The sequence below is a fragment of the Agrobacterium sp. LY4 genome, assembly GCF_001526585.1.
Classification (GTDB): domain Bacteria; phylum Pseudomonadota; class Alphaproteobacteria; order Rhizobiales; family Rhizobiaceae; genus Agrobacterium; species Agrobacterium leguminum.
In genome coordinates this window covers 1-16,743 of sequence record NZ_ASYA01000021.1, presented here as the reverse complement: position 1 = coordinate 16,743, position 16,743 = coordinate 1, and the positions used below count along the sequence as shown (strand labels likewise).

The following is a 16,743-nucleotide window of genomic DNA, read 5'->3' as shown; positions in this document are numbered from 1 at the left end:
ATGAAAAATTACAAGGTTCGTACCGGCTGCGAGATTGCCGGGCGCTGGCGTGATGCCGGCGAACCCATCCAACTGTCTGCCGATCAGGCCCGCGAGCTTGCGCCGCCCTTCGGCGATGTCGTTTCGCCAATCGATGAAAAGGGGAAAGAGGATGCCAAGCTCAACCGGCGTCAACGCCGCAACCGGCGCGCCCCTGACTGATTGGGATCATACCCAGCAGTCAATTGCCAAAATCCTCAACACCCCGATTGGCGCGCGCGTCATGCGGCGTGATTTCGGCTCGGAGCTGCCGGACCTGGTCGATGCGAAGATGACGCGCCGCAACGTGCTGGCGCTCTATTCCTCGGCCGCAATCGCAATCCAGAAATGGGAACCGCGTTTCCGGATGCGGTTCGGAAAAGTCAGCCGTGCCGACGCGAGCGGCAAAATCTCGCTGGAAATCTTCGGCGTCTATTATCCTCTCGGCCATCGCGGCGATTATTCCATTGCGGAAGATCAAAGCACGCGGGTCGTCATAGTGGGCAGATCATCATGACACTTGCTGTTTACGCGCCGGCCGCCATCGACGTTTCGCGCCTGCCGGCTCCGGATGCCATCGAGGCACTGGATTTCGAAACCCTCTATTCGGCCTTCAAGGTCCGGTTTCTCGAATTCTGGAATCAGATGCGCGCCATCAATCCGGCCCTGCCGGTCTATGACGTGCAAAACCTTGAAACCGATCCTGCCGGCATTGTCGGCGAAGCGTGGTCTTATCTGCGCCTGATGGATCGCCAGCGCGTCAACGATGCTTTCCGGTCGCTGCTGGCGGCTTATGCCAAGGGCGGCAATCTGGAAGCCATCACAGCCGGCCGCAATATTGTCCGTCTGGTCGTTTCCCCTGCCACGCCCAGCTCGCCCGCCATCATGGAAAGCGATGACGCCTTGCTTCGCCGCTATCTCCTGTCCTTCGATTTGCCGGCTGCTGGTTCGGCCGGTCGCTATCTCTTCGATGCCTGGACGGCGTGGCCGCAATCCGCTGACAAGTCGTTAGGGCTTTGGGATGCGCGGGTGAATGGCCGGGCGGTCCACGGCCGGCGCGGTGATACGGATGTTGTCATCGCTGGCCCGATGGGCAGGCTTCCGACAGATGCCGAGCTGGCCATTATCCGGGCTGCTGTGACGCATCCGGACCGCGCGCCTGAAGCCGTTGCCATTTCGGTCATGGCGGCCGGCCGCATCGAATATGCGGTTTCGCTCTCGCTCGAAATCGTGGCCGCGAGCGCCAGCGCCGCCATCATCAAGGCCGAAGCGGAAAAGCGCATCATCGCAGCGGCAACCTCCCGCATCCTGATTGGCGGCGAAATCCCGGAAGCCCTCCTTTCGGGCGCTGCCTTCGGCGATGGCGTAATCCGGGTTCGCGATCTCGCCCCCGTTGTCATCGAGCCTGACCCGTACAAGGTTCCCGTCATGGCCAGCCTTGATGTTCAGATCGAGGTGCGGGCATGAGCGATGTAGGCGTTTTGCTTCCGCCATCGTCGGAAGAATTCGAGAAGGCGCTTGCCGCCGCAATGTCGGATGACTTGCCGATCCCTTACGCCGTGCTGATGGACCCATACCGGACGCCGGCGCGGTTCCTGCCTTGGCTTGCCGTGCATCATTCGGTCGATCTCTGGTTTGACGATTGGACCGAAGAGCGAAAGCGGGAAATGATCGCGCAATGCGCCGGCGTTTCCACGGTCTACCCTGCGTCACCCTTGGCGGCGCTGAAGGGCACACTTGCCGGGCTGAAACGCTACCTTGCCTTTGTCGATGCGGTCATTGTGGATCGCATCGCGCACCCAAACCGCTTCACCTTCGGGCGGGCGGTTATCGGGCGAACGCCAATAGCGCATCGGCCGTTCGTTGCGCACTACCTGGTGCGCGTCACGCTGACGGCTCCAAAGAACCGTTTTCAGATCGGCCGCAGCGCCTTCGGGCGCGCGGCTATGACCACGGTTGACCTTGAACCCATCCGCCGCGCCAAGCGCGCCATGACGACCGCCAAGACACCGGAAACGCTTTACTCGGTTTCCTTCGCATGGCGGCGCGGCATCACCTTTAACGACAACATCTTCATCGATGGAAGCCATGCCTTCGGCGGTTACATGGACCGCAAGCGGCTGGATTGAGGAAATAGACATGCAACGCACTTCCTTTGCAGACGCGGAAATCGCAGATTACGCGGACTTTGACGCCATCGGCCAGCAGGCGCAGGACGCCACGGACCAGCTCTGGCATGATGCGATTGGATATCCCGCCCATTGGGCGGCCTTCACGGTGGCGAAGAAATCGGCGCAGGAAATTACGGTTTCGGCCGGCCGTTATGTTGCCGGGCAAATCGTCTACGCGCACGAAGCGCCAAAGGATATGAACCTCCAGATTCATATTCCCGTCGCCGCATCTGACCAGCGTTGGGTCGCTATCCTGCTGCGCGGCAAGGAAGTCATCGACACGGCAACCCGCCCGTTCGAAACCTCGGACGATCCGGAAACCAGCGTCATCGTCAACCGCACCACGCCGAAGACGATCCGCCGCGTTGTCGAGCTGATCGTGCAGCCGGGCGAAGCGAACCCGGTTCCGGCCAAGCCGGTCGTAGACTCCACCGACGCCTGCATTGCATTCGTGCTGCTGAAGTCGACCGGCATTGACGCCATTGAACCGGGCAACGGCGACCGCGTAAAAACCCTCTTCGAAGTGGAAGGTCGCGTTGCCGCGCTGGAAGTCGATCTGGACGGCCTGTTTATGCGAACCGAGACGATCGAGACGCAGATCGTCAATATCACGGCCAAGCTGACCGAAATCCCGCGTCGTGAAGTCATCCGCCAGATGCAGCGAGATATCGGTGCGGCCCGGCTGAAAGTTGATCTGCCGGACGAGGCGCGCGCCTACGTTTTCGATGACGGGCTTATCCTCGACCGGTGGGATATGACGCATGTGGACTGGCTGGCGCGCATCGAAGAGGGTGTGCGTTTTGGCTTTGCCGCCGAAGCGCAGGCAAGACTCGAGGTGCAGGCGGAAGACGATCCGAAGATCTACTTCCGTGGCCGGCGCATGGTGCCTGCCTTTGACGAGGTGACGCGTATTGCGAACACGTCACTGGATGCCACGCTCAACATTTCGCAGCTGGTGCACACGGAAACCACGCTGGTTCGCAAGGAAGCCTCTCGCGTGCGCCTCACTTATGGCCCGACAATGGGCGCATGCGAAAACGCGGCGGGGTGGGCTGGTCTCGGCGGCGATTCCAGGGTGGGACAGATGCTCAATGTCGGTGGCGAGACCTTCGAAGTGGTCTATGTCGGCGGCAACTATGGCCCCGGTCACCAGACCTACGGCGTTCGCCAGCTTCGCTATGAAATCTACAGCGAACCTTATTGGGAGTACGTCACCGAAGAGGTTGGCATCAACGGCTCAATTTGCGCGCAGTCTTTTCTGGTTGCCCAGCCTATGCAGGTCACAAGTCTGGACCTGTCATTTGCTCGCGTTGGTATCGACGGCGATGTTCATGTGTTCATCGTGGAAACCACGACCGGTGGCGTGCCGCGTTTTGATGCGGTGCTGGCGCAAGGCATGCTGAAACATGCGGAGCTTACCGTCGGCTGGAACAAGGTGGAATTGCCCATCACATTGCTGGAAAGCGGAAAGCGGTATGCTTTCGTGACTGTGACGACCGGCGCACACGCGCTGCATATTTCCGGGTCGAACAAGTACACGGGCGGGACGCAGTTCCTGACGACAGACGGCGCGTTCGCGCAAGGATCGACGGAAACGGATATTTGCTTCCGGCTGAACGCCGCCCGCTATCGCAGCCCGCGCACGGTTATTCCGATGCAGGCGCTGAACCTCGCGGACGGCATGACGCAGATTGATATGCTGTTTGCCGGCTGGGTGCCGGGCGGCTGCTCGCTCGGCTGGGAAATCCGGCCATCCGGTTCGACCGTCTGGACTGAACTGGATGATGGTGACCCGACGACGAACCCGCTTGTCGGGCTTCCCGCTTCGGTGGAATTGCGGATGGTGATGATGGGTACGGCTGACTTGCAACCGATGATCCAGCTTGACCAGAAAGCGGTTTCCCGTGTTGCCCGCAATCGCAACAGCATGCGAGCCGTCACGAAGAGCTTTCAATTCGGCTTTGCGACCACAAGCATCCAGACGCAATACACGCTGGATAGCTTCGATCCCGACCGTCACACGTTCACCCCGGCCATCATGGTCGGAAACACGGTTGTCAATCCGAACACGACCGAAATCACAATCGATCCGCAGAGGCCTGCGCGTCGAACCTATCTTTCAACCTACACGCTCGGCGCTGCGGCAAATGCCGCTCGCATGCGTCCGGCCGCCACTACCGACAATGTTGCCTCCGTGCCGTTCGTGCAGGACGCTTTTATTGCCGCACTCTAAGGGGTTCTCATGGCTTTCCAGATCAACGCTGAAAAATCCTATCAGGTGAAGCTCGCTCGCCCCGTCAAGCTCGGGGCGTTCACATACAAGCCACTGAACGAAATCACGATGCGCGGTACGGTCGTAGAGGCCATTATCGAGCAGGAAGGCGACGAGGTGCTTGATTATGCCAGAGAGGTCTGACGCCTATCAGCTTCCATCGTGGCCAAAGACGCTCATCGACCGGCCCTTGTGGAATTCTACGATGGCGGACATTCATGCTCGGCTTGAAGCCCGCGAGCAGCTGGAAGCATCGTTTGAACGCCTCATGGAAGAGGGCGTGCAGGCGTCACTTGATTACATTCAGGTCAATGTTGCGCCGCAAATCGCAACCCTGCAGCAATCGATTTCGCTTGCGCAGGAGCAAATTGACCAGATCATTGTCGGCGGTACAGCGCCGAACGCCCTCAAGCTCGGCGGAAAAGAAGCTGCATGGTATGCGTCAGCGCAGGCCGTGCAGGACGCGATGCAGGGCGCTTCGGAGGCTGTTGATACCAAGCTCGCCGACTACCTGCGCGCCGATCAGAAAAACGTTGCTGATGGCATTGCTCCGCTAGGCCCAGACAGCAAGGTTCCGCTGGCCAATCTTCCGGCACTGACCACGACCGCCACGGTCGGCGCAGCCATCGCAGGAGCGAATGGCCTTGCAACGCCGGATGACGGCGATGCATTGGCGGGCACGAAATCCGGCACGGGCACCATGTTCAGGTGGACGTGGGGGAATATCAAGGCCGCGCTTACGGCTCTTTTCGACGGCAGATATTTGAAGCTGGCCGGTGGTACCCTCACAGGGGATATCACCATCAACAAGGCCTATCCGTCTGTGCGCTTGCTTTACCCCGGCATTAGGGACTGGACGTTGCAGGTTCGTGAAGAAGGCGGCTTCCATGTTTGGGACAACTCGGGCGGCGGCAGACGCTTCTCGGTCAACTTTGACGGGGCTGTATGGACGTCACAGTTTGGCGACTTGAACAACCGCATCGAGGACCGCGCCGCCGCCCACGCCGATTCCCGCGCTTGGGCTGTCGCCAATGACCGTGTGGCTAACCTGAACACCCGATGGGTGTCCCGTGGCACGGTGAATGCCTATCAAGCGAATACGTGGTGGGAAGCTCCGGCTGGAGCAGCGCTCACTGGTGGCTACACAGTTAACACCACCCAAATCCAATACTTCTATTTCCGCTACTTCCAACTATTTGACCCAGTGCGCGGCTGGATCACAGCACACAACGCTTGAGGTAAACACATGGAAATCGTTGACTTCGGGCACTTCAAGCTTACCAGCACGACCGGCATCCAGTTCTTTGCAAATGAGGACGGCCAAGACTGGTACGACCTGCGGCGCGGCCTCACAACGTGGGACGAGCAGGGTAACTTCCTCACTGCGATCTATGGTGCTTGGGCGATGGTCGATCCGGTAACCCTCAAAGTTACCAACGTCGAACAGGACCCGTCCCGCATGGTGCCGAATGACAAGATCGTTTTGGGCATTGACGCTGATGCGGGCGATATCGCGGAGGGGATGCTTTATCAGGGAGGCGGCCTTGTAGCGGCTCCACCCGAGCCTCTTATCTTCAATCCCATCACCCGTCGCCAGTTGCGGCTTACACTGGTTCGAAACGGCATATCCCTTGCCGCTGTAGAAACAGCTATCAGCACGATGCCCGATGGGTTGGAAAAGGAAGAAGCTCAGATCGAATGGGCTGACGCGACCGAATTTGAGCGCACCCACCCAACGCTAATGCTGATTGCCGCCGCGCTCGATCTGGCTGAACAGCAGGTTGACGCAATGTGGCGACAGGCCGAAATCGCTTAGCAGAAACTCTTCCTGATCTCTAAGACCGCGCTTCGCCTTCGGGCGGAGCGTTTCCGCATTTCCGGGCATGAGCCGGAACCCTCCCTTCACAATCTGGAAACTTCAAAGGAGTCCATAATGGCTGACCTGGCCTATGCGCATGGCGTGACCTTGACCGAAAGCACGGAAACCCCGTCGCTTCTCCGTGTCCAGCGCCAAGGCATCACTTTCATCAACGGTACGGCACCTGACGCCGATCCGGCTGCTTTCCCGCTGAATACCCCGACGCTTATTACGTCTCTGACGCAAGCGACCGGCCTCGGCGCTGACGGCACCTTGCTCGAAGACGTTAAGACGGTTTTCGGCGAAGGCGGATCGTGGTGCATCATCAACCGCGTGGAACACAGCGCCGATCCTGCGGAACTGCAAGCGAACCTGATCGGCGATGCTGTTGCCCGTACTGGTCTATATGCGGCGCTGCGGGCCAAGGGTATCACAAGCTACCAGCCGCGCGTCATCGTTACGGCCGGCAACACTGGCGCTTGGGTGGAAGCCGGCGTCGTGTCTGTTTCCGTTGTCGCTGAAGGTTCCAAGCTGACCGAGCCGCCAATCGTGAAGGCCACGGGCGGCGGGAATGATCAGGGCAAGGAGCTGCCGACGCTTGAAGCCGTCATGGGTGAAGGCACCAACGCGGATAAGGTTGTGGCCGTTCGCGTCGTCAAGCCCGGCAAGAAGCTTTCGGAACCGCCTGTCATCACCTTCGAGGGTGGCGGCGCTGATGCCGCCAAGGTGCTACCGGAAGCGACGGCCAATGTCGGTGACGTTGCAAACCCGTTTGTTTCGGCGCTGAATGCCATCACCCCGAAAATCCGCGCTCGCGCCTATATCAGCGGCCCGAACACGACAAATGCCGAAGCCCTGCGCTTCCGTCGCACCATCAACGGTGGTCGCATTCTGGTCATTGATCCGAAGGTCATCAAGAACGTGGATGGCGTTCCGGTGACAAAGCCCGTTGCGGCTGTGTTTGCCGGCGTGCGCTCTCGCGTCGTGGCATCCAGCGAGGGCGTGTCGGGTTCGGTTTCGAACAAGGTCATCCGCACCATCGACGGCGTTGCCCGCACGATCATGTACCCCGATGATTCCAACTACCTGAACGAAAATCAGGTGGCGACGATCATCAACGAGCGTGGCGGCTTCCGCACCTGGGGTAGCCGTCTCGCGATTGATGATCCCATCTGGCAGTTCGATAACGTCCGCGCGACGGCCGACATGATCAACGAGTCGCTGGAAGATATCTATTTCGCATACGTGGATCGCAAATTCACGAAGGCGAATATGAAGATGATGATTGAGGACGGGAACGCCGCCCTTCGTGTCTTCAAGAACAATGATGACATTCTCGGCGGCCGGTGCTGGTTCCCGGCGCTGAATGATCCAACCTTGATGGCAAACGGCAAAATCTTCCTGCACGTCGAGTTCGAGCCTGTTGCCATCATGGAGCAAATCCACATCACCACTCACCGCAACATTCTCTACTACCGGCTTCTGCTGGATGAAGTGAATGGGCTTATCGAAACCGGCCCGCTCTCGGTTGCCGCATAAGGAGTAGCCAGACATGGCAGAAAAATCCCTACCCCGTTACATCCTTCGCGATTGCATGCTGTGGGCAGATCGCCAGAGCCAGCTTGGTCAGATCGGCGAAATCACGCCGCCCGTGCCGGAAGCCAAGCGCGAGGGGATGCGCAACGCTGGCATGATCAAGGAACGCAACGTGCACCTTGGTTACAATGCGCTCGAATTCAGCTTCAAGATGCCGGGCCTCGATCCGGACATTCTGAAGCTCTTCGGCCTGAAGCCCGGCGCTGACACGCCTTTCCTCGTGACCGGCGCGCATGTCGATGAAGATGGCACCACGCACAGCGCCGTCATGTCCATTCGTGGCAAGCTCTACAAGCCCGATCCGGGCACCTGGAAGGGTGGCGATCTGGCCGCAAACGACTACGCCGTGGACGTGAATTACTACAAGCTCGAAATCGACGGCGACGAAATCTACGAAATGGATGATTTCGAATTCAAGGTCGGTGGCGTTTCGCAGAACGCCGACATTCGGAGCGCGCTCTTGATCTAAGGGCGCGTCACGCCTCCCAAATTTTCCTTTCATCCGGCCCGCTTTAATGCGGGCCATTTCTTTGAGGTTCTACTATGACCGAGACTGTAACTGTTGCCCTCGCCAAGCCCGTCACCAATGGCGAAACCACAATCACCGAGCTGACCTTCCGCGAGCCGACCGTGGGTGATCTGATCATCGGCGACCAGATGAACGGCCAGCTTTCCAAGATGACCGCGATCCTCGCATCAATCTCTGACACCCCCCTGCCGGCGTTCAAGAAGATTGGTGCGAAGGACTTTTCCAAGATCGTCACCGCGACGGCCGGCCTCTTGGGAAACGAGAAGAAGAAGGACACGACTGGCGGCTAATCGCCGTCTTCGTCTCCGAACGTCACTCCACATCGCTTGAAGCAATCGAGCGATGGTCTCCTAAAAAGCTGCTGGCCTACTTCGAAAAGTCCTGTGAGCTTTCCAAGATCATGAGGCAATAAATGTCTGTCGTGCAAAGCACCCTGCGCATCTCCCTTCTGGAAGATGTCGTCGCAAAATCCGCGCCTATCTTCCGCACTCTCGACCGGCTGCAAGGCCAGCAGATGAAGGCGTTCGCGCCGATGCGCGGGCTGATGGGGCAGGCCATCGCGCTGGGTGCCGGCTACCTCGGCGCGACCGAAGGTATCTCGGCGACGGCCGGCGCTGCCATCGAGTTCGAAACCGCTTTCGCTGACGTGAAAAAGGTTGTCGAGGCGACTGACGAGCAGTTTGAAAACATGCGCCGTAGCATCCGGCGCATGTCGGGCGAAATCCCTCTGGCCGCAACCGACATTGCAGCCCTGTTCGCGGCGGCCGGCGAGTCCGGCGTGGCAACGGAGGATCTACAAAGTTTTGCCGAAATGGCCGCGCGTGTCGGCGTTGCCTTCGACATGACGGCAGCCGACGCCGGCGAAAGCCTAGCCAAGCTCAAAACCCAGCTCGGATTGAATGTCGCTGAAACGGGCGATATGGCCGACGCCATCAACCATCTGTCAAACAACATGGCGTCCAAGGCCAAGGACGTCACCGAATTCATGCTGCGCGTTGGCGCCATCGGTGAGATGAGCGGCTTTGTGAAAGAAGACGTCGCGGCCATGGGTAGCGCCATGATCGCGGCCGGCTCGGATGCCAGCACGGCCGGCACGGCGATGAAGAACGTTATCCGCGCTTTGGCACGGGGCGACTTTGCAAAGAAGTCGCAGCGTGACGCGGCAAAAGCCCTCGGCCTGCATTTGCCCACCATCGCAAAGGATATGCAGAAAGATGCCAAGGGCACCTTGCGCAAGGTTCTTACAGCCATCGCCAAGGCTCCGAAGCATCAGCAAACTTCGCTCCTGTCTGAATTCTTCGGTGATGAAGCCAGCGCCTTCATGCCGCTGGTGGGCAACATTCAGTTGCTCGACCAGGCGCTCGCATCCGTGGCCGACCGGACGAAATATTCCGGATCGGCTTTTGCCGAGTATGTCCAGCGCGCAAACACCACGCGCAACGTCCTCGATCTCTTGGGCAACAAGATTTCGAACGTGTTCTCGGAAATGGGTGACGACATGCTGCCGGCGATCCGAGAGGGTGCGGCAGGTATCGGCTATGTGATCGATACGCTCGGAAATCGCGTGACGATCCTCGATAAGGCCACGGCGACCATGAAGGGGTTCATGCAGGGGCTGGGCTACGAAGGCGGCATTCGCGAGCTGACGGAAGATTTAGGTGACTTGCTTTTCGGTGAAATCGACGCGAACGCGGCAGATCGCATCGGCAGCATTTTTATGAAAGCCAAAGAGTGGGGTGCGGCGCTCCGCGAGCTGAATGATGCAATCAAGGATAATCCGATTGCCAAGTTCCTAGCGGAAATGTCCGGCTACGGCTTTCAGCTCTTCTTGTACGCATCAGGCATTGCGATGCTGGCCGGCACTGTCCGCAAGCTTGCGGGAGCGCTGATGCTTCTTTCGGGCGCGAGTACAGCGCTTTCAATCCTGAAGACTATAGGAACCTTGAGCGAGTTTCCGGGGCTGGGTGGCGACGGTGGAAAACCGGGCGGGAAATCGCCCAAAGGCGGGGGCGGCAATGTTCCAGAGGTTTTGCCCTGGTATAGCCAAGCTGGTCAATGGCTGAAGGGTTTCGGTTCGCAGCTCGCGTTCGGTCTATCCGTCCAAAGCCTCGGCGATACACCCGGCGATACGTTTCAAGACCAGGTCAATAACCAGCAGAAATACAAGGAAGGTCTGCAAAAGCTGTTCGGCCTCGACAAGGACGCTTCGGGCGTCTCGGGTTGGGACCGCTTCTGGTATGGCGATGCGGCCAAACCGGATTTCAGCTTTCGCGAACATGCCGGTATCTCGGGCGTCGGTGGACCAGCGAGCGGTGCGCCGGTCACGGCAAGTGCCGCCTCCGGTCAGCCCGTTTTGGCTCGCATCGACGCTGGCTCGATTGCTGAAATGGTGAAGCCGAACGGCACGCAAGATGTCAGGGTGACAAACCGTGAGCCTGTTAGCGTCACGGTTCACAACCAGATCAGCATCACGGGCGTTTCCGATCCGGAGGCGGCCGGCAATGCGGCCGCTGCACAAGTCGGCGAAAAAGTGCGGCAGGGTGTTGAAAGCTCTTATAGCGATTAGCGAATAAAGCCATTCGCCTTGGCAACCCTGCTTATTTGAGCGCAATGGGCGGCCTTGGCGGATGGCGTCATTCTCTTTTGCTTTGCCTTCCTGCCTGATGTCATCAGCTCAAGGAATGATGGGAAACCCATGTCGTCGGCCGGCACGTTTTTCTCGATGTACGCCTCGATCATCTTATGATCGTAGGTTAGGCCGCAAAAATCCTCAGCAGCCAAAACCGTCCCGAGCTGGACTGCAATCTGGCCGGAAACCTTGTCAGGCGCGGCATAAACTGCCGTCGCGAACATCAGCAGCGGTGCAAGTATCAGCGTTGGCTTCACCGCTGTTCCCCCTCTTATTCATCATGCTTCGCCAGAGGTAAAATATGTCCGGTTACACGTCAATGATGCTCGGCGGCTTCGGTTTCGAGGCGCTGGGCTTCGGCTATCAGGGTGTCAAACGCTCCCTAAATACCCAATGGACTGAAGTGGCCGTGGGGCAAACCCTCAACCCCCAGCAATGGACCGGCCCAACGTCAGACGAAATCACCATCGCCGGCGTGATCTTCACCGAAGAATTCGGCGGGCAATCGCAGCTCGATGGGATCGCCGCTGAAGCGCTCGCCGGCGTGCCCATGATGCTGGTGACGGGTGATGCGGTCGAGGGTGTCATTCGAGGCATTTTCACGGTGCAGGGCATTGAGGAAGATAAGTCCCACCACAACGCGCGTGGCGAGGCTGCGCGCAACGCCTACACCATCAAGCTCAAGCGCCAGCCGGACACAATGCCTCTGCCCGGTGGCTCCATTCTGGATCGCGCCACAAGCTTTCTTTCCAATCTCTTCCGGTGATTATCCATGTCGAACACATACATCACGCGGCAGGGTGAAACCGTCGATCTCGCCTGCCTCGCACATTACGGCCGGACTGAAAAAGTCGTCGAGGCCGTGCTTGAAGCAAATCCGGGCCTCGCGGCGCTGGGCGTGGTGCTGCCGCTCGGCACCACGATCATCATGCCGGCCATGCCGTCCACCACAACGCAACCGCGTCTTGTCAGCCTTTGGGATTGAGCCATGCATCCGCGCGTCGAAGTCACCATTGACGGCCAGCCCGTGGCCGGCACGTTCTATGAACGTCTGAAGTCCATCACCGTGACCGATAAGGAAGGCTTGAAGTCCGACACGGTCGATATCGAGCTTAACGATGGCTCGCCCGATTTTCTGGCCCTGCCCCGCAAGGGTGCCATCATTGCGGTCCGGATGGGCTACGGCCAGAACCTCGGTTCGCTCGGCACTTTCACGGCCGACAAGATCAACGGCTCTTGTCTGCCTTATGGCTTGTCGATCTCCGGAAAGGCCGTGGACTTCCGAAGCGGCAAGCTGAAGGAACGGCAGGAGCGGGCATGGGACAAAAAATCCCTTGGCGATATCGTCTCGCAGATCGCCGATGAAAGCGGGCTGACGCCGGCGATTGATTCCGACCTATCGAAGTTCGTTTATGACTGGATCGGCCAGCAGGACGAAAGCAATCTGCATTTCCTGCGCCGGCTCGCCCAGCGCCATAACGGGCTTTTCTCGATCAAGCAGGGCCGGTTGCTATTCTCAAGGCTGGGATCGGGCAGATCGGCGAGCGGCAACAATATCGGTAGCGTCATCGTCACCCGTGAAATGGTGCAGCTCGGTAGCCTGAAATTCGATATCGGCGACCGCACCAAGTACAGCAAGGTGGTTGCCTACTATCAGGACAGCGACAAGGCGCAGCGCGTCGAAATTGAAGCGGACGCGGATGCGGACGGCGAAAGCGTCTACCGCATTCCGGAGCCGTTTTCCTCGCCTGATGAAGCCGACAGGGCGGCGCAGGCGAAAGCCAAAAGCCTGAAGCGTGGCGAGGGTAGCACATCGGTCACGGTGATTGGCGATACCTCGATCTGCGCCGGCGCTCCCCTGCTCTACGCCGGCATTCGGCCGGGCCTTGATGGGGTGCCCTACATCATCGACACGGCCACGCACAAATATGTCGCGAAAGGCACCTTCACCACCGACATTTCCGGCAAGCTCTACGATGGCAAATCATCGACGGAAGGCGACGATGACGAGGGCGGCGGTTCCTCTGGCGGCGCTGGCGGTTCAAAGGGCGGAACGGAAGGCGGCGGCAAGGTCGCGCCGAACAGCGCACCTGGTACACCTGCAACGCCGGCACACTTCCTGACGCCTCGGCTGGGGCGCACAGACGAAAACTAAATCACTGATCGCCGGCGCAATGCGTCGGCCTTTCCTGTCTGGTCGCATCGCGTGACTTGGCAAAGTCCGGCCTCGCCGGGCGCTTGAACCACAAGGTTCAATCTCTCCCCTCGCCTCCGGGCAATCCTCATCAAAATCGGAGTTATCCTTATGGATGCGACAACGTTTTTCGCATATGCGAGGCGCGCGCCTTTTGGCGGCCGTCTCACGCAGGGCCAGATTGATGGCATGAATGCACTGTTCCGGTGCTGGGAATCTCACAAAATCCCCGGTCCGGACAATCGCCACCTCGCCTACATTCTGGCGTCGGTGTTTCACGAAACGGGCGGCACGATGTTACCGGTGCGCGAAACCTTCGCCTCGACCGACGCCGGCGCTATCGCTGCTCTCGATAAGGCATTTAAGGCCGGCCGGCTGGGGCAGGTGTCCGAAGCCTACTGGCGCAAGGATGCAGACAAAAAGAGCTGGTTCGGACGTGGCCAAATCCAGCTCACACATAAGGTCAACTACGATGCCCTTGGCAAGCGGATCGATGTTGACCTGGTCGGCAATCCTTCGCTCGCCCTTAATCTCGATATCAGCGCAGAAATTGCCATCGTGGGCATGCTGGAAGGCCTGTTTACCGGCAAAAAGCTGCTGGCATATTTCAATCTCAAAAAAGATGATCCGGTCGGTGCGCGCGCCGTCGTCAACGGCCGGGACAAAGCAAAGCTGATCGCTGGTTACTACAAATCGTTCCTTGATGCTTTGGAGGCCGCCGCCCTCGCCTACCATCAGGGCCAGCCCGATGATGTTGCCGAGCGCGATGCGCAGCCGGACAATGTTCCGGCCATGAAAAGCAAGTCGCTCTTGACGATCATCGGCAGCTTCCTCGGCGCTATCGGCCTCGGCGCGGTGGACGATCTGAAGGGCGTTGTTGAAAGCGGCGCAACCCTGTTCGGCGCGATCTCAAATCCGTGGGCCTTCGGAAGCCTGGTCTTTGCCACAACCGGAGCGGTGGTTCTGACGTGGCTTGTCAGTTCCGGCCGGATCACGATCAACCGGAGTGCCGCGCGCTAATGTTCGGACTGGATGCCGGATGGCTGAAAATGGCGGCTGGGGGGCTTTTCTGCGCGTTCGCCCTCACCGCTGGCTCCTATCACCTCGGAAAGCACGAAGGGCGCTCCATCGAGCGCGCAGAGGGCGAGGCGAAGGCCGCAAAAAACGCGCTCCAACGCATCACCAACATGGAGAAAAACAATGCATCGTTCCGCGATCTTTCGCCTCGCCATCGTTGCCTCGCTCTCATGCGCTCTAGCGGGTTGCCTGACAGCGCCTGCGACGACTGAAGGCAGCGGATATCAGATTACGCGCTTTTCAAGTGCGAAGGCGGCCCGGCTGGCTTCGCAGGATGCAACGGCTGGCCCTGCCATCCACTCAAACAACCAGCAGTGCATGAAAGACCCTGCCTGCCGCAAATAGAAATCGTAAGGCTTCAGGGAAGCCAAGGGGCTGAAGGTGGACAAGTTCAACTCGTTCAACGAAATGCTGACCGCATGGGGCGGCGGGGCATTCACAACTATCATTGGCGCACTTGCCGGCCGCTTCATGTGGCACGGCAACGAAGCCAGAAAGGGCAACAGGAAGTTTTTCGGGCGCGAGCTGCTTTGGGAATTTCCGGTGGCCGTGGGTATGGCGCTAATCGGTGAAGGCGTTGCGTCATACCTCGGCATGAGCCAGCCCGCATCAACCGGGCTTATTGCCGCGCTCGCCTATCTCGGGCCGCGCGGAACGGAAGTTCTCTTCCAACGCTGGTTTAGCAAAAAGGTCGCCTGACCTTGCAAGAACAACGGGCCGGCAGGAATCCCCCGCCCGGCCCGTTTCTATAGCTGCCCTCGGGTGGCCGCAGCCTCACGGCTGCAACAGCGGGTGCAGATTGGCGTCATACCCCGCCCGACAACATCAAAGATCATTGCCGCACCCTTCGCCTGCGCAGGCCGGTGCGGTTTGTCAGAAAAGATGGTCTTAGACAAATGCAAAATCTCTTTCAGTTTTCTGAAGTGCGGCCGGTGTCTCCCCCTGCCGCCTATCTCGGCGGCAAAAAGCAGCTCGCCGGCCGGATCGCTGCATTGCTCGAACAAATCCCGCATGATCTCTATGTGGAACCATTCACGGGCATGGGCGGGGTATTCTTCCGCCGTCGCCTTGTGCCTCGCGCGGAAGTCATCAACGATATTTCCGGCGACGTGACGACGCTGTTTCGCATTCTGCAGCGTCACTTGCCCCAGCTGCTGGAGGTGATGAAATTCCAGATTACGTCACGGCGGGAGTTCGAGCGGCTGGCCGCGTGCGATCCCTCGACCTTGACCGATCTCGATAGATCGGCCCGGTTCCTCTATCTCCAGAAGCTGGCCTTTGGTGGCAAAATTTCCGGCCGGACCTTTGGTGTCGATACCACGGGCGGCGCTCGGTTCAATGTCACGCGGCTTACGCCGATCTTGGAGGAAGTCCACGAACGTCTCGCCGGCGTCGTGATTGAATGCCTCGACTGGCGTACGCTCATCGAGCGGTATGACCGGCCGGGCGCAATGTTCTACCTCGATCCGCCTTACTATGGCTGCGAGAACGACTATGGAAAGAACGTCTTCAAGCGGGACGATTTCGCGGAAATGGCCGAACGTCTCGGCACGATCAAGGGCCGCTTCATGATCTCGCTCAATGACCGGCCGGAAGTGCGTGAAATCTTCGGCCGTTATCCAATGACGCCGGTTTCGCTCACCTACACCATCCGGGGCGGCGAAGGCAAAGAAGTTGGCGAAGTCGTCATTCTTGACGGCAAAGAGCCTGCAATCCCAAACCTGCCGTTGCTATGAACAAAAAAAGCCGCTCGGTTACGCCGGGCGGCTTTTTGCGTTTCTGGCGCTGGCTTCGGGAATGACATTCTAATTTCTAGCGTCGATCGCGCGCTCGAGCGGATCCGCGGCAGCAATAAAATTACAAGATTGCGAACGAATGTTTCATGCCGGCGTCTCGGCCGCCGGCGAATGCTGAAATGATTTTCCTTCAGGGCTTTCGTGGCGGCTGATTGATCGGCAACCCATTGAGCGCTGCAATCTGCTCGTATGTGTCCTCGACCTTTGCCGCCGCGACCCGTGGATAATCCGCCCAGCCATTATGCGGCAAGATGGTCTGTTTTACGCCGTCAATATGACTGATAGACCAGCGCCACTTTGTCCTCATGGTGCCGGTGACTTCAAGCATAATGCGGCCGAATGACCGGTCGCCGTCCCATGCACGATAATCTTCATGACCCTCGTTTGGCCACGTTTCGCGCCAGCGGTAGCGCGGTTCCGGTCCGGGATCGTCGGGATATTTCTTCATGCCTCCTGACATGGGTGCCTGACAAATAATTGTAAAGGTTTCGGGCGCAGGCTGGTGTTATGACAAAGCCCCCTCGCCCTCGATCAAAGCCGCTGCTGCGCGATGATGGAAAGCCCATCCAATCGCGCCCGATCCGCAAGCGAAACAAGGCCCAG

21 protein-coding genes are annotated in these 16,743 nt (G+C 59.1%); 19 read left to right on the top strand and 2 right to left on the bottom strand.

All coding sequences use genetic code 11. The annotated features are described in order from the left end of the window. The 12 genes from L904_RS17290 (at nt 1) to L904_RS17240 (ending at nt 11,010) form a co-directional block, all read left to right on the top strand. Complete coding sequence (locus L904_RS17290; protein WP_020811248.1) at nt 1-201, top strand: hypothetical protein; 201 nt, start codon at nt 1-3, stop codon at nt 199-201. Further along, the gene (locus tag L904_RS17285) at nt 152-535 is read left to right on the top strand and encodes a GPW/gp25 family protein (protein ID WP_020811249.1); all 384 of its coding nucleotides are present in this window, start codon (nt 152-154) and stop codon (nt 533-535) included. Before L904_RS17290 ends, L904_RS17285 begins: the two co-directional genes overlap by 50 nt. Continuing rightward, nucleotides 532-1,485, top strand: a complete 954-nt coding sequence (locus L904_RS17280) for a baseplate J/gp47 family protein (protein WP_035264223.1) — start codon at nt 532-534, stop codon at nt 1,483-1,485. Before L904_RS17285 ends, L904_RS17280 begins: the two co-directional genes overlap by 4 nt. Beyond that, entirely contained in the window at nt 1,482-2,147 is a 666-nt protein-coding gene (locus L904_RS17275) for a phage tail protein I (protein ID WP_020811252.1), read from the top strand. Before L904_RS17280 ends, L904_RS17275 begins: the two co-directional genes overlap by 4 nt. A gap of 10 nt (nt 2,148-2,157) precedes the next feature. Next, on the top strand, nt 2,158-4,422 hold the full coding sequence (locus tag L904_RS17270; protein WP_020811253.1) for a hypothetical protein: 2,265 nt from the start codon (nt 2,158-2,160) through the stop codon (nt 4,420-4,422). 9 nt (nt 4,423-4,431) lie between these two features. Then, the gene (locus L904_RS28180; RefSeq protein ID WP_020811254.1) at nt 4,432-4,605 is read left to right on the top strand and encodes a hypothetical protein; all 174 of its coding nucleotides are present in this window, start codon (nt 4,432-4,434) and stop codon (nt 4,603-4,605) included. Nucleotides 4,606-4,666: 61 nt separating this feature from the next. Then, the gene (locus tag L904_RS17265; RefSeq protein ID WP_155246285.1) at nt 4,667-5,698 is read left to right on the top strand and encodes a hypothetical protein; all 1,032 of its coding nucleotides are present in this window, start codon (nt 4,667-4,669) and stop codon (nt 5,696-5,698) included. Nucleotides 5,699-5,707: 9 nt separating this feature from the next. After that, nucleotides 5,708-6,277, top strand: a complete 570-nt coding sequence (locus L904_RS17260) for a hypothetical protein (protein WP_020811256.1) — start codon at nt 5,708-5,710, stop codon at nt 6,275-6,277. Nucleotides 6,278-6,394: 117 nt separating this feature from the next. Then, nucleotides 6,395-7,858: a phage tail sheath subtilisin-like domain-containing protein gene (locus L904_RS17255; RefSeq protein ID WP_020811257.1), complete on the top strand. Its 1,464-nt coding sequence runs from the start codon at nt 6,395-6,397 to the stop codon at nt 7,856-7,858. A 13-nt stretch (nt 7,859-7,871) separates the two neighbouring features. Next, a complete protein-coding gene (locus tag L904_RS17250; protein ID WP_031234078.1) occupies nt 7,872-8,384 on the top strand; it encodes a phage major tail tube protein in 513 nt (170 codons plus the stop codon). Between the two features lie 74 nt (nt 8,385-8,458). Then, nucleotides 8,459-8,734, top strand: a complete 276-nt coding sequence (locus tag L904_RS17245; RefSeq protein ID WP_020811259.1) for a phage tail assembly protein — start codon at nt 8,459-8,461, stop codon at nt 8,732-8,734. A gap of 122 nt (nt 8,735-8,856) precedes the next feature. Beyond that, complete coding sequence (locus tag L904_RS17240; protein ID WP_020811260.1) at nt 8,857-11,010, top strand: phage tail tape measure protein; 2,154 nt, start codon at nt 8,857-8,859, stop codon at nt 11,008-11,010. Here the strand turns inward: L904_RS17240 and L904_RS17235 are convergent. After that, a complete protein-coding gene (locus L904_RS17235; protein ID WP_020811261.1) occupies nt 11,007-11,330 on the bottom strand; it encodes a hypothetical protein in 324 nt (107 codons plus the stop codon). The genes L904_RS17240 and L904_RS17235 overlap by 4 nt on opposite strands. 44 nt (nt 11,331-11,374) lie before the next feature. On the opposite strand from L904_RS17235, the gene L904_RS17230 reads away from it, so the two are divergent. The 7 genes from L904_RS17230 to L904_RS17200 all read left to right on the top strand — a co-directional run bounded on the left by L904_RS17230 (nt 11,375) and on the right by L904_RS17200 (nt 16,080). Next, entirely contained in the window at nt 11,375-11,839 is a 465-nt protein-coding gene (locus tag L904_RS17230; protein ID WP_020811262.1) for a phage tail protein, read from the top strand. A gap of 6 nt (nt 11,840-11,845) precedes the next feature. Continuing rightward, nucleotides 11,846-12,058, top strand: a complete 213-nt coding sequence (locus tag L904_RS17225; protein ID WP_020811263.1) for a tail protein X — start codon at nt 11,846-11,848, stop codon at nt 12,056-12,058. Nucleotides 12,059-12,061: 3 nt separating this feature from the next. Continuing rightward, nucleotides 12,062-13,228 carry a phage late control D family protein gene (locus L904_RS17220; protein WP_035264224.1) on the top strand — a complete coding sequence of 389 codons (1,167 nt, stop codon included), beginning with the start codon at nt 12,062-12,064 and terminating at the stop codon, nt 13,226-13,228. 150 nt (nt 13,229-13,378) lie between these two features. Beyond that, complete coding sequence (locus tag L904_RS17215) at nt 13,379-14,287, top strand: glycoside hydrolase family 19 protein (RefSeq protein WP_020811206.1); 909 nt, start codon at nt 13,379-13,381, stop codon at nt 14,285-14,287. After that, nucleotides 14,287-14,556: a hypothetical protein gene (locus L904_RS17210; protein WP_020811207.1), complete on the top strand. Its 270-nt coding sequence runs from the start codon at nt 14,287-14,289 to the stop codon at nt 14,554-14,556. The genes L904_RS17215 and L904_RS17210 overlap by 1 nt, the downstream gene beginning before the upstream one ends. A 196-nt stretch (nt 14,557-14,752) precedes the next feature. Further along, complete coding sequence (locus L904_RS17205) at nt 14,753-15,043, top strand: phage holin family protein (protein ID WP_031234067.1); 291 nt, start codon at nt 14,753-14,755, stop codon at nt 15,041-15,043. 197 nt (nt 15,044-15,240) lie between these two features. Beyond that, nucleotides 15,241-16,080, top strand: coding sequence for a DNA adenine methylase (locus L904_RS17200; protein WP_020811209.1), 840 nt, complete (start codon nt 15,241-15,243; stop codon nt 16,078-16,080). 190 nt (nt 16,081-16,270) lie between these two features. Here L904_RS17200 and L904_RS17195 read toward each other — a convergent pair whose 3' ends face one another. After that, nucleotides 16,271-16,588, bottom strand: coding sequence for a hypothetical protein (locus L904_RS17195; protein ID WP_020811210.1), 318 nt, complete (start codon nt 16,586-16,588; stop codon nt 16,271-16,273). Nucleotides 16,589-16,743 lie beyond the last annotated feature (155 nt).

Excerpts from the sequence above, each read along its gene's own strand:
- L904_RS17230 (WP_020811262.1), top strand. The coding sequence starts at position 11,375 with ATGTCCGGTTACACGTCAATGATGCTCGGCGGCTTCGGTTTCGAGGCG.
- L904_RS17275 (WP_020811252.1), top strand. The coding sequence starts at position 1,482 with ATGAGCGATGTAGGCGTTTTGCTTCCGCCATCGTCGGAAGAATTCGAG.
- L904_RS17280 (WP_035264223.1), top strand. The coding sequence starts at position 532 with ATGACACTTGCTGTTTACGCGCCGGCCGCCATCGACGTTTCGCGCCTG.
- L904_RS17285 (WP_020811249.1), top strand. The coding sequence starts at position 152 with ATGCCAAGCTCAACCGGCGTCAACGCCGCAACCGGCGCGCCCCTGACT.
- L904_RS17220 (WP_035264224.1), top strand. The coding sequence starts at position 12,062 with ATGCATCCGCGCGTCGAAGTCACCATTGACGGCCAGCCCGTGGCCGGC.
- L904_RS17205 (WP_031234067.1), top strand. The coding sequence starts at position 14,753 with ATGCTGACCGCATGGGGCGGCGGGGCATTCACAACTATCATTGGCGCA.
- L904_RS17240 (WP_020811260.1), top strand. The coding sequence starts at position 8,857 with ATGTCTGTCGTGCAAAGCACCCTGCGCATCTCCCTTCTGGAAGATGTC.
- L904_RS17200 (WP_020811209.1), top strand. The coding sequence starts at position 15,241 with ATGCAAAATCTCTTTCAGTTTTCTGAAGTGCGGCCGGTGTCTCCCCCT.
- L904_RS17245 (WP_020811259.1), top strand. The coding sequence starts at position 8,459 with ATGACCGAGACTGTAACTGTTGCCCTCGCCAAGCCCGTCACCAATGGC.
- L904_RS17225 (WP_020811263.1), top strand. The coding sequence starts at position 11,846 with ATGTCGAACACATACATCACGCGGCAGGGTGAAACCGTCGATCTCGCC.
- L904_RS17270 (WP_020811253.1), top strand. The coding sequence starts at position 2,158 with ATGCAACGCACTTCCTTTGCAGACGCGGAAATCGCAGATTACGCGGAC.
- L904_RS17195 (WP_020811210.1), bottom strand. The coding sequence starts at position 16,588 with ATGAAGAAATATCCCGACGATCCCGGACCGGAACCGCGCTACCGCTGG.
- L904_RS17290 (WP_020811248.1), top strand. The coding sequence starts at position 1 with ATGAAAAATTACAAGGTTCGTACCGGCTGCGAGATTGCCGGGCGCTGG.
- L904_RS17260 (WP_020811256.1), top strand. The coding sequence starts at position 5,708 with ATGGAAATCGTTGACTTCGGGCACTTCAAGCTTACCAGCACGACCGGC.
- L904_RS17265 (WP_155246285.1), top strand. The coding sequence starts at position 4,667 with ATGGCGGACATTCATGCTCGGCTTGAAGCCCGCGAGCAGCTGGAAGCA.
- L904_RS17255 (WP_020811257.1), top strand. The coding sequence starts at position 6,395 with ATGGCTGACCTGGCCTATGCGCATGGCGTGACCTTGACCGAAAGCACG.
- L904_RS17215 (WP_020811206.1), top strand. The coding sequence starts at position 13,379 with ATGGATGCGACAACGTTTTTCGCATATGCGAGGCGCGCGCCTTTTGGC.
- L904_RS17250 (WP_031234078.1), top strand. The coding sequence starts at position 7,872 with ATGGCAGAAAAATCCCTACCCCGTTACATCCTTCGCGATTGCATGCTG.
- L904_RS17210 (WP_020811207.1), top strand. The coding sequence starts at position 14,287 with ATGTTCGGACTGGATGCCGGATGGCTGAAAATGGCGGCTGGGGGGCTT.
- L904_RS28180 (WP_020811254.1), top strand. The coding sequence starts at position 4,432 with ATGGCTTTCCAGATCAACGCTGAAAAATCCTATCAGGTGAAGCTCGCT.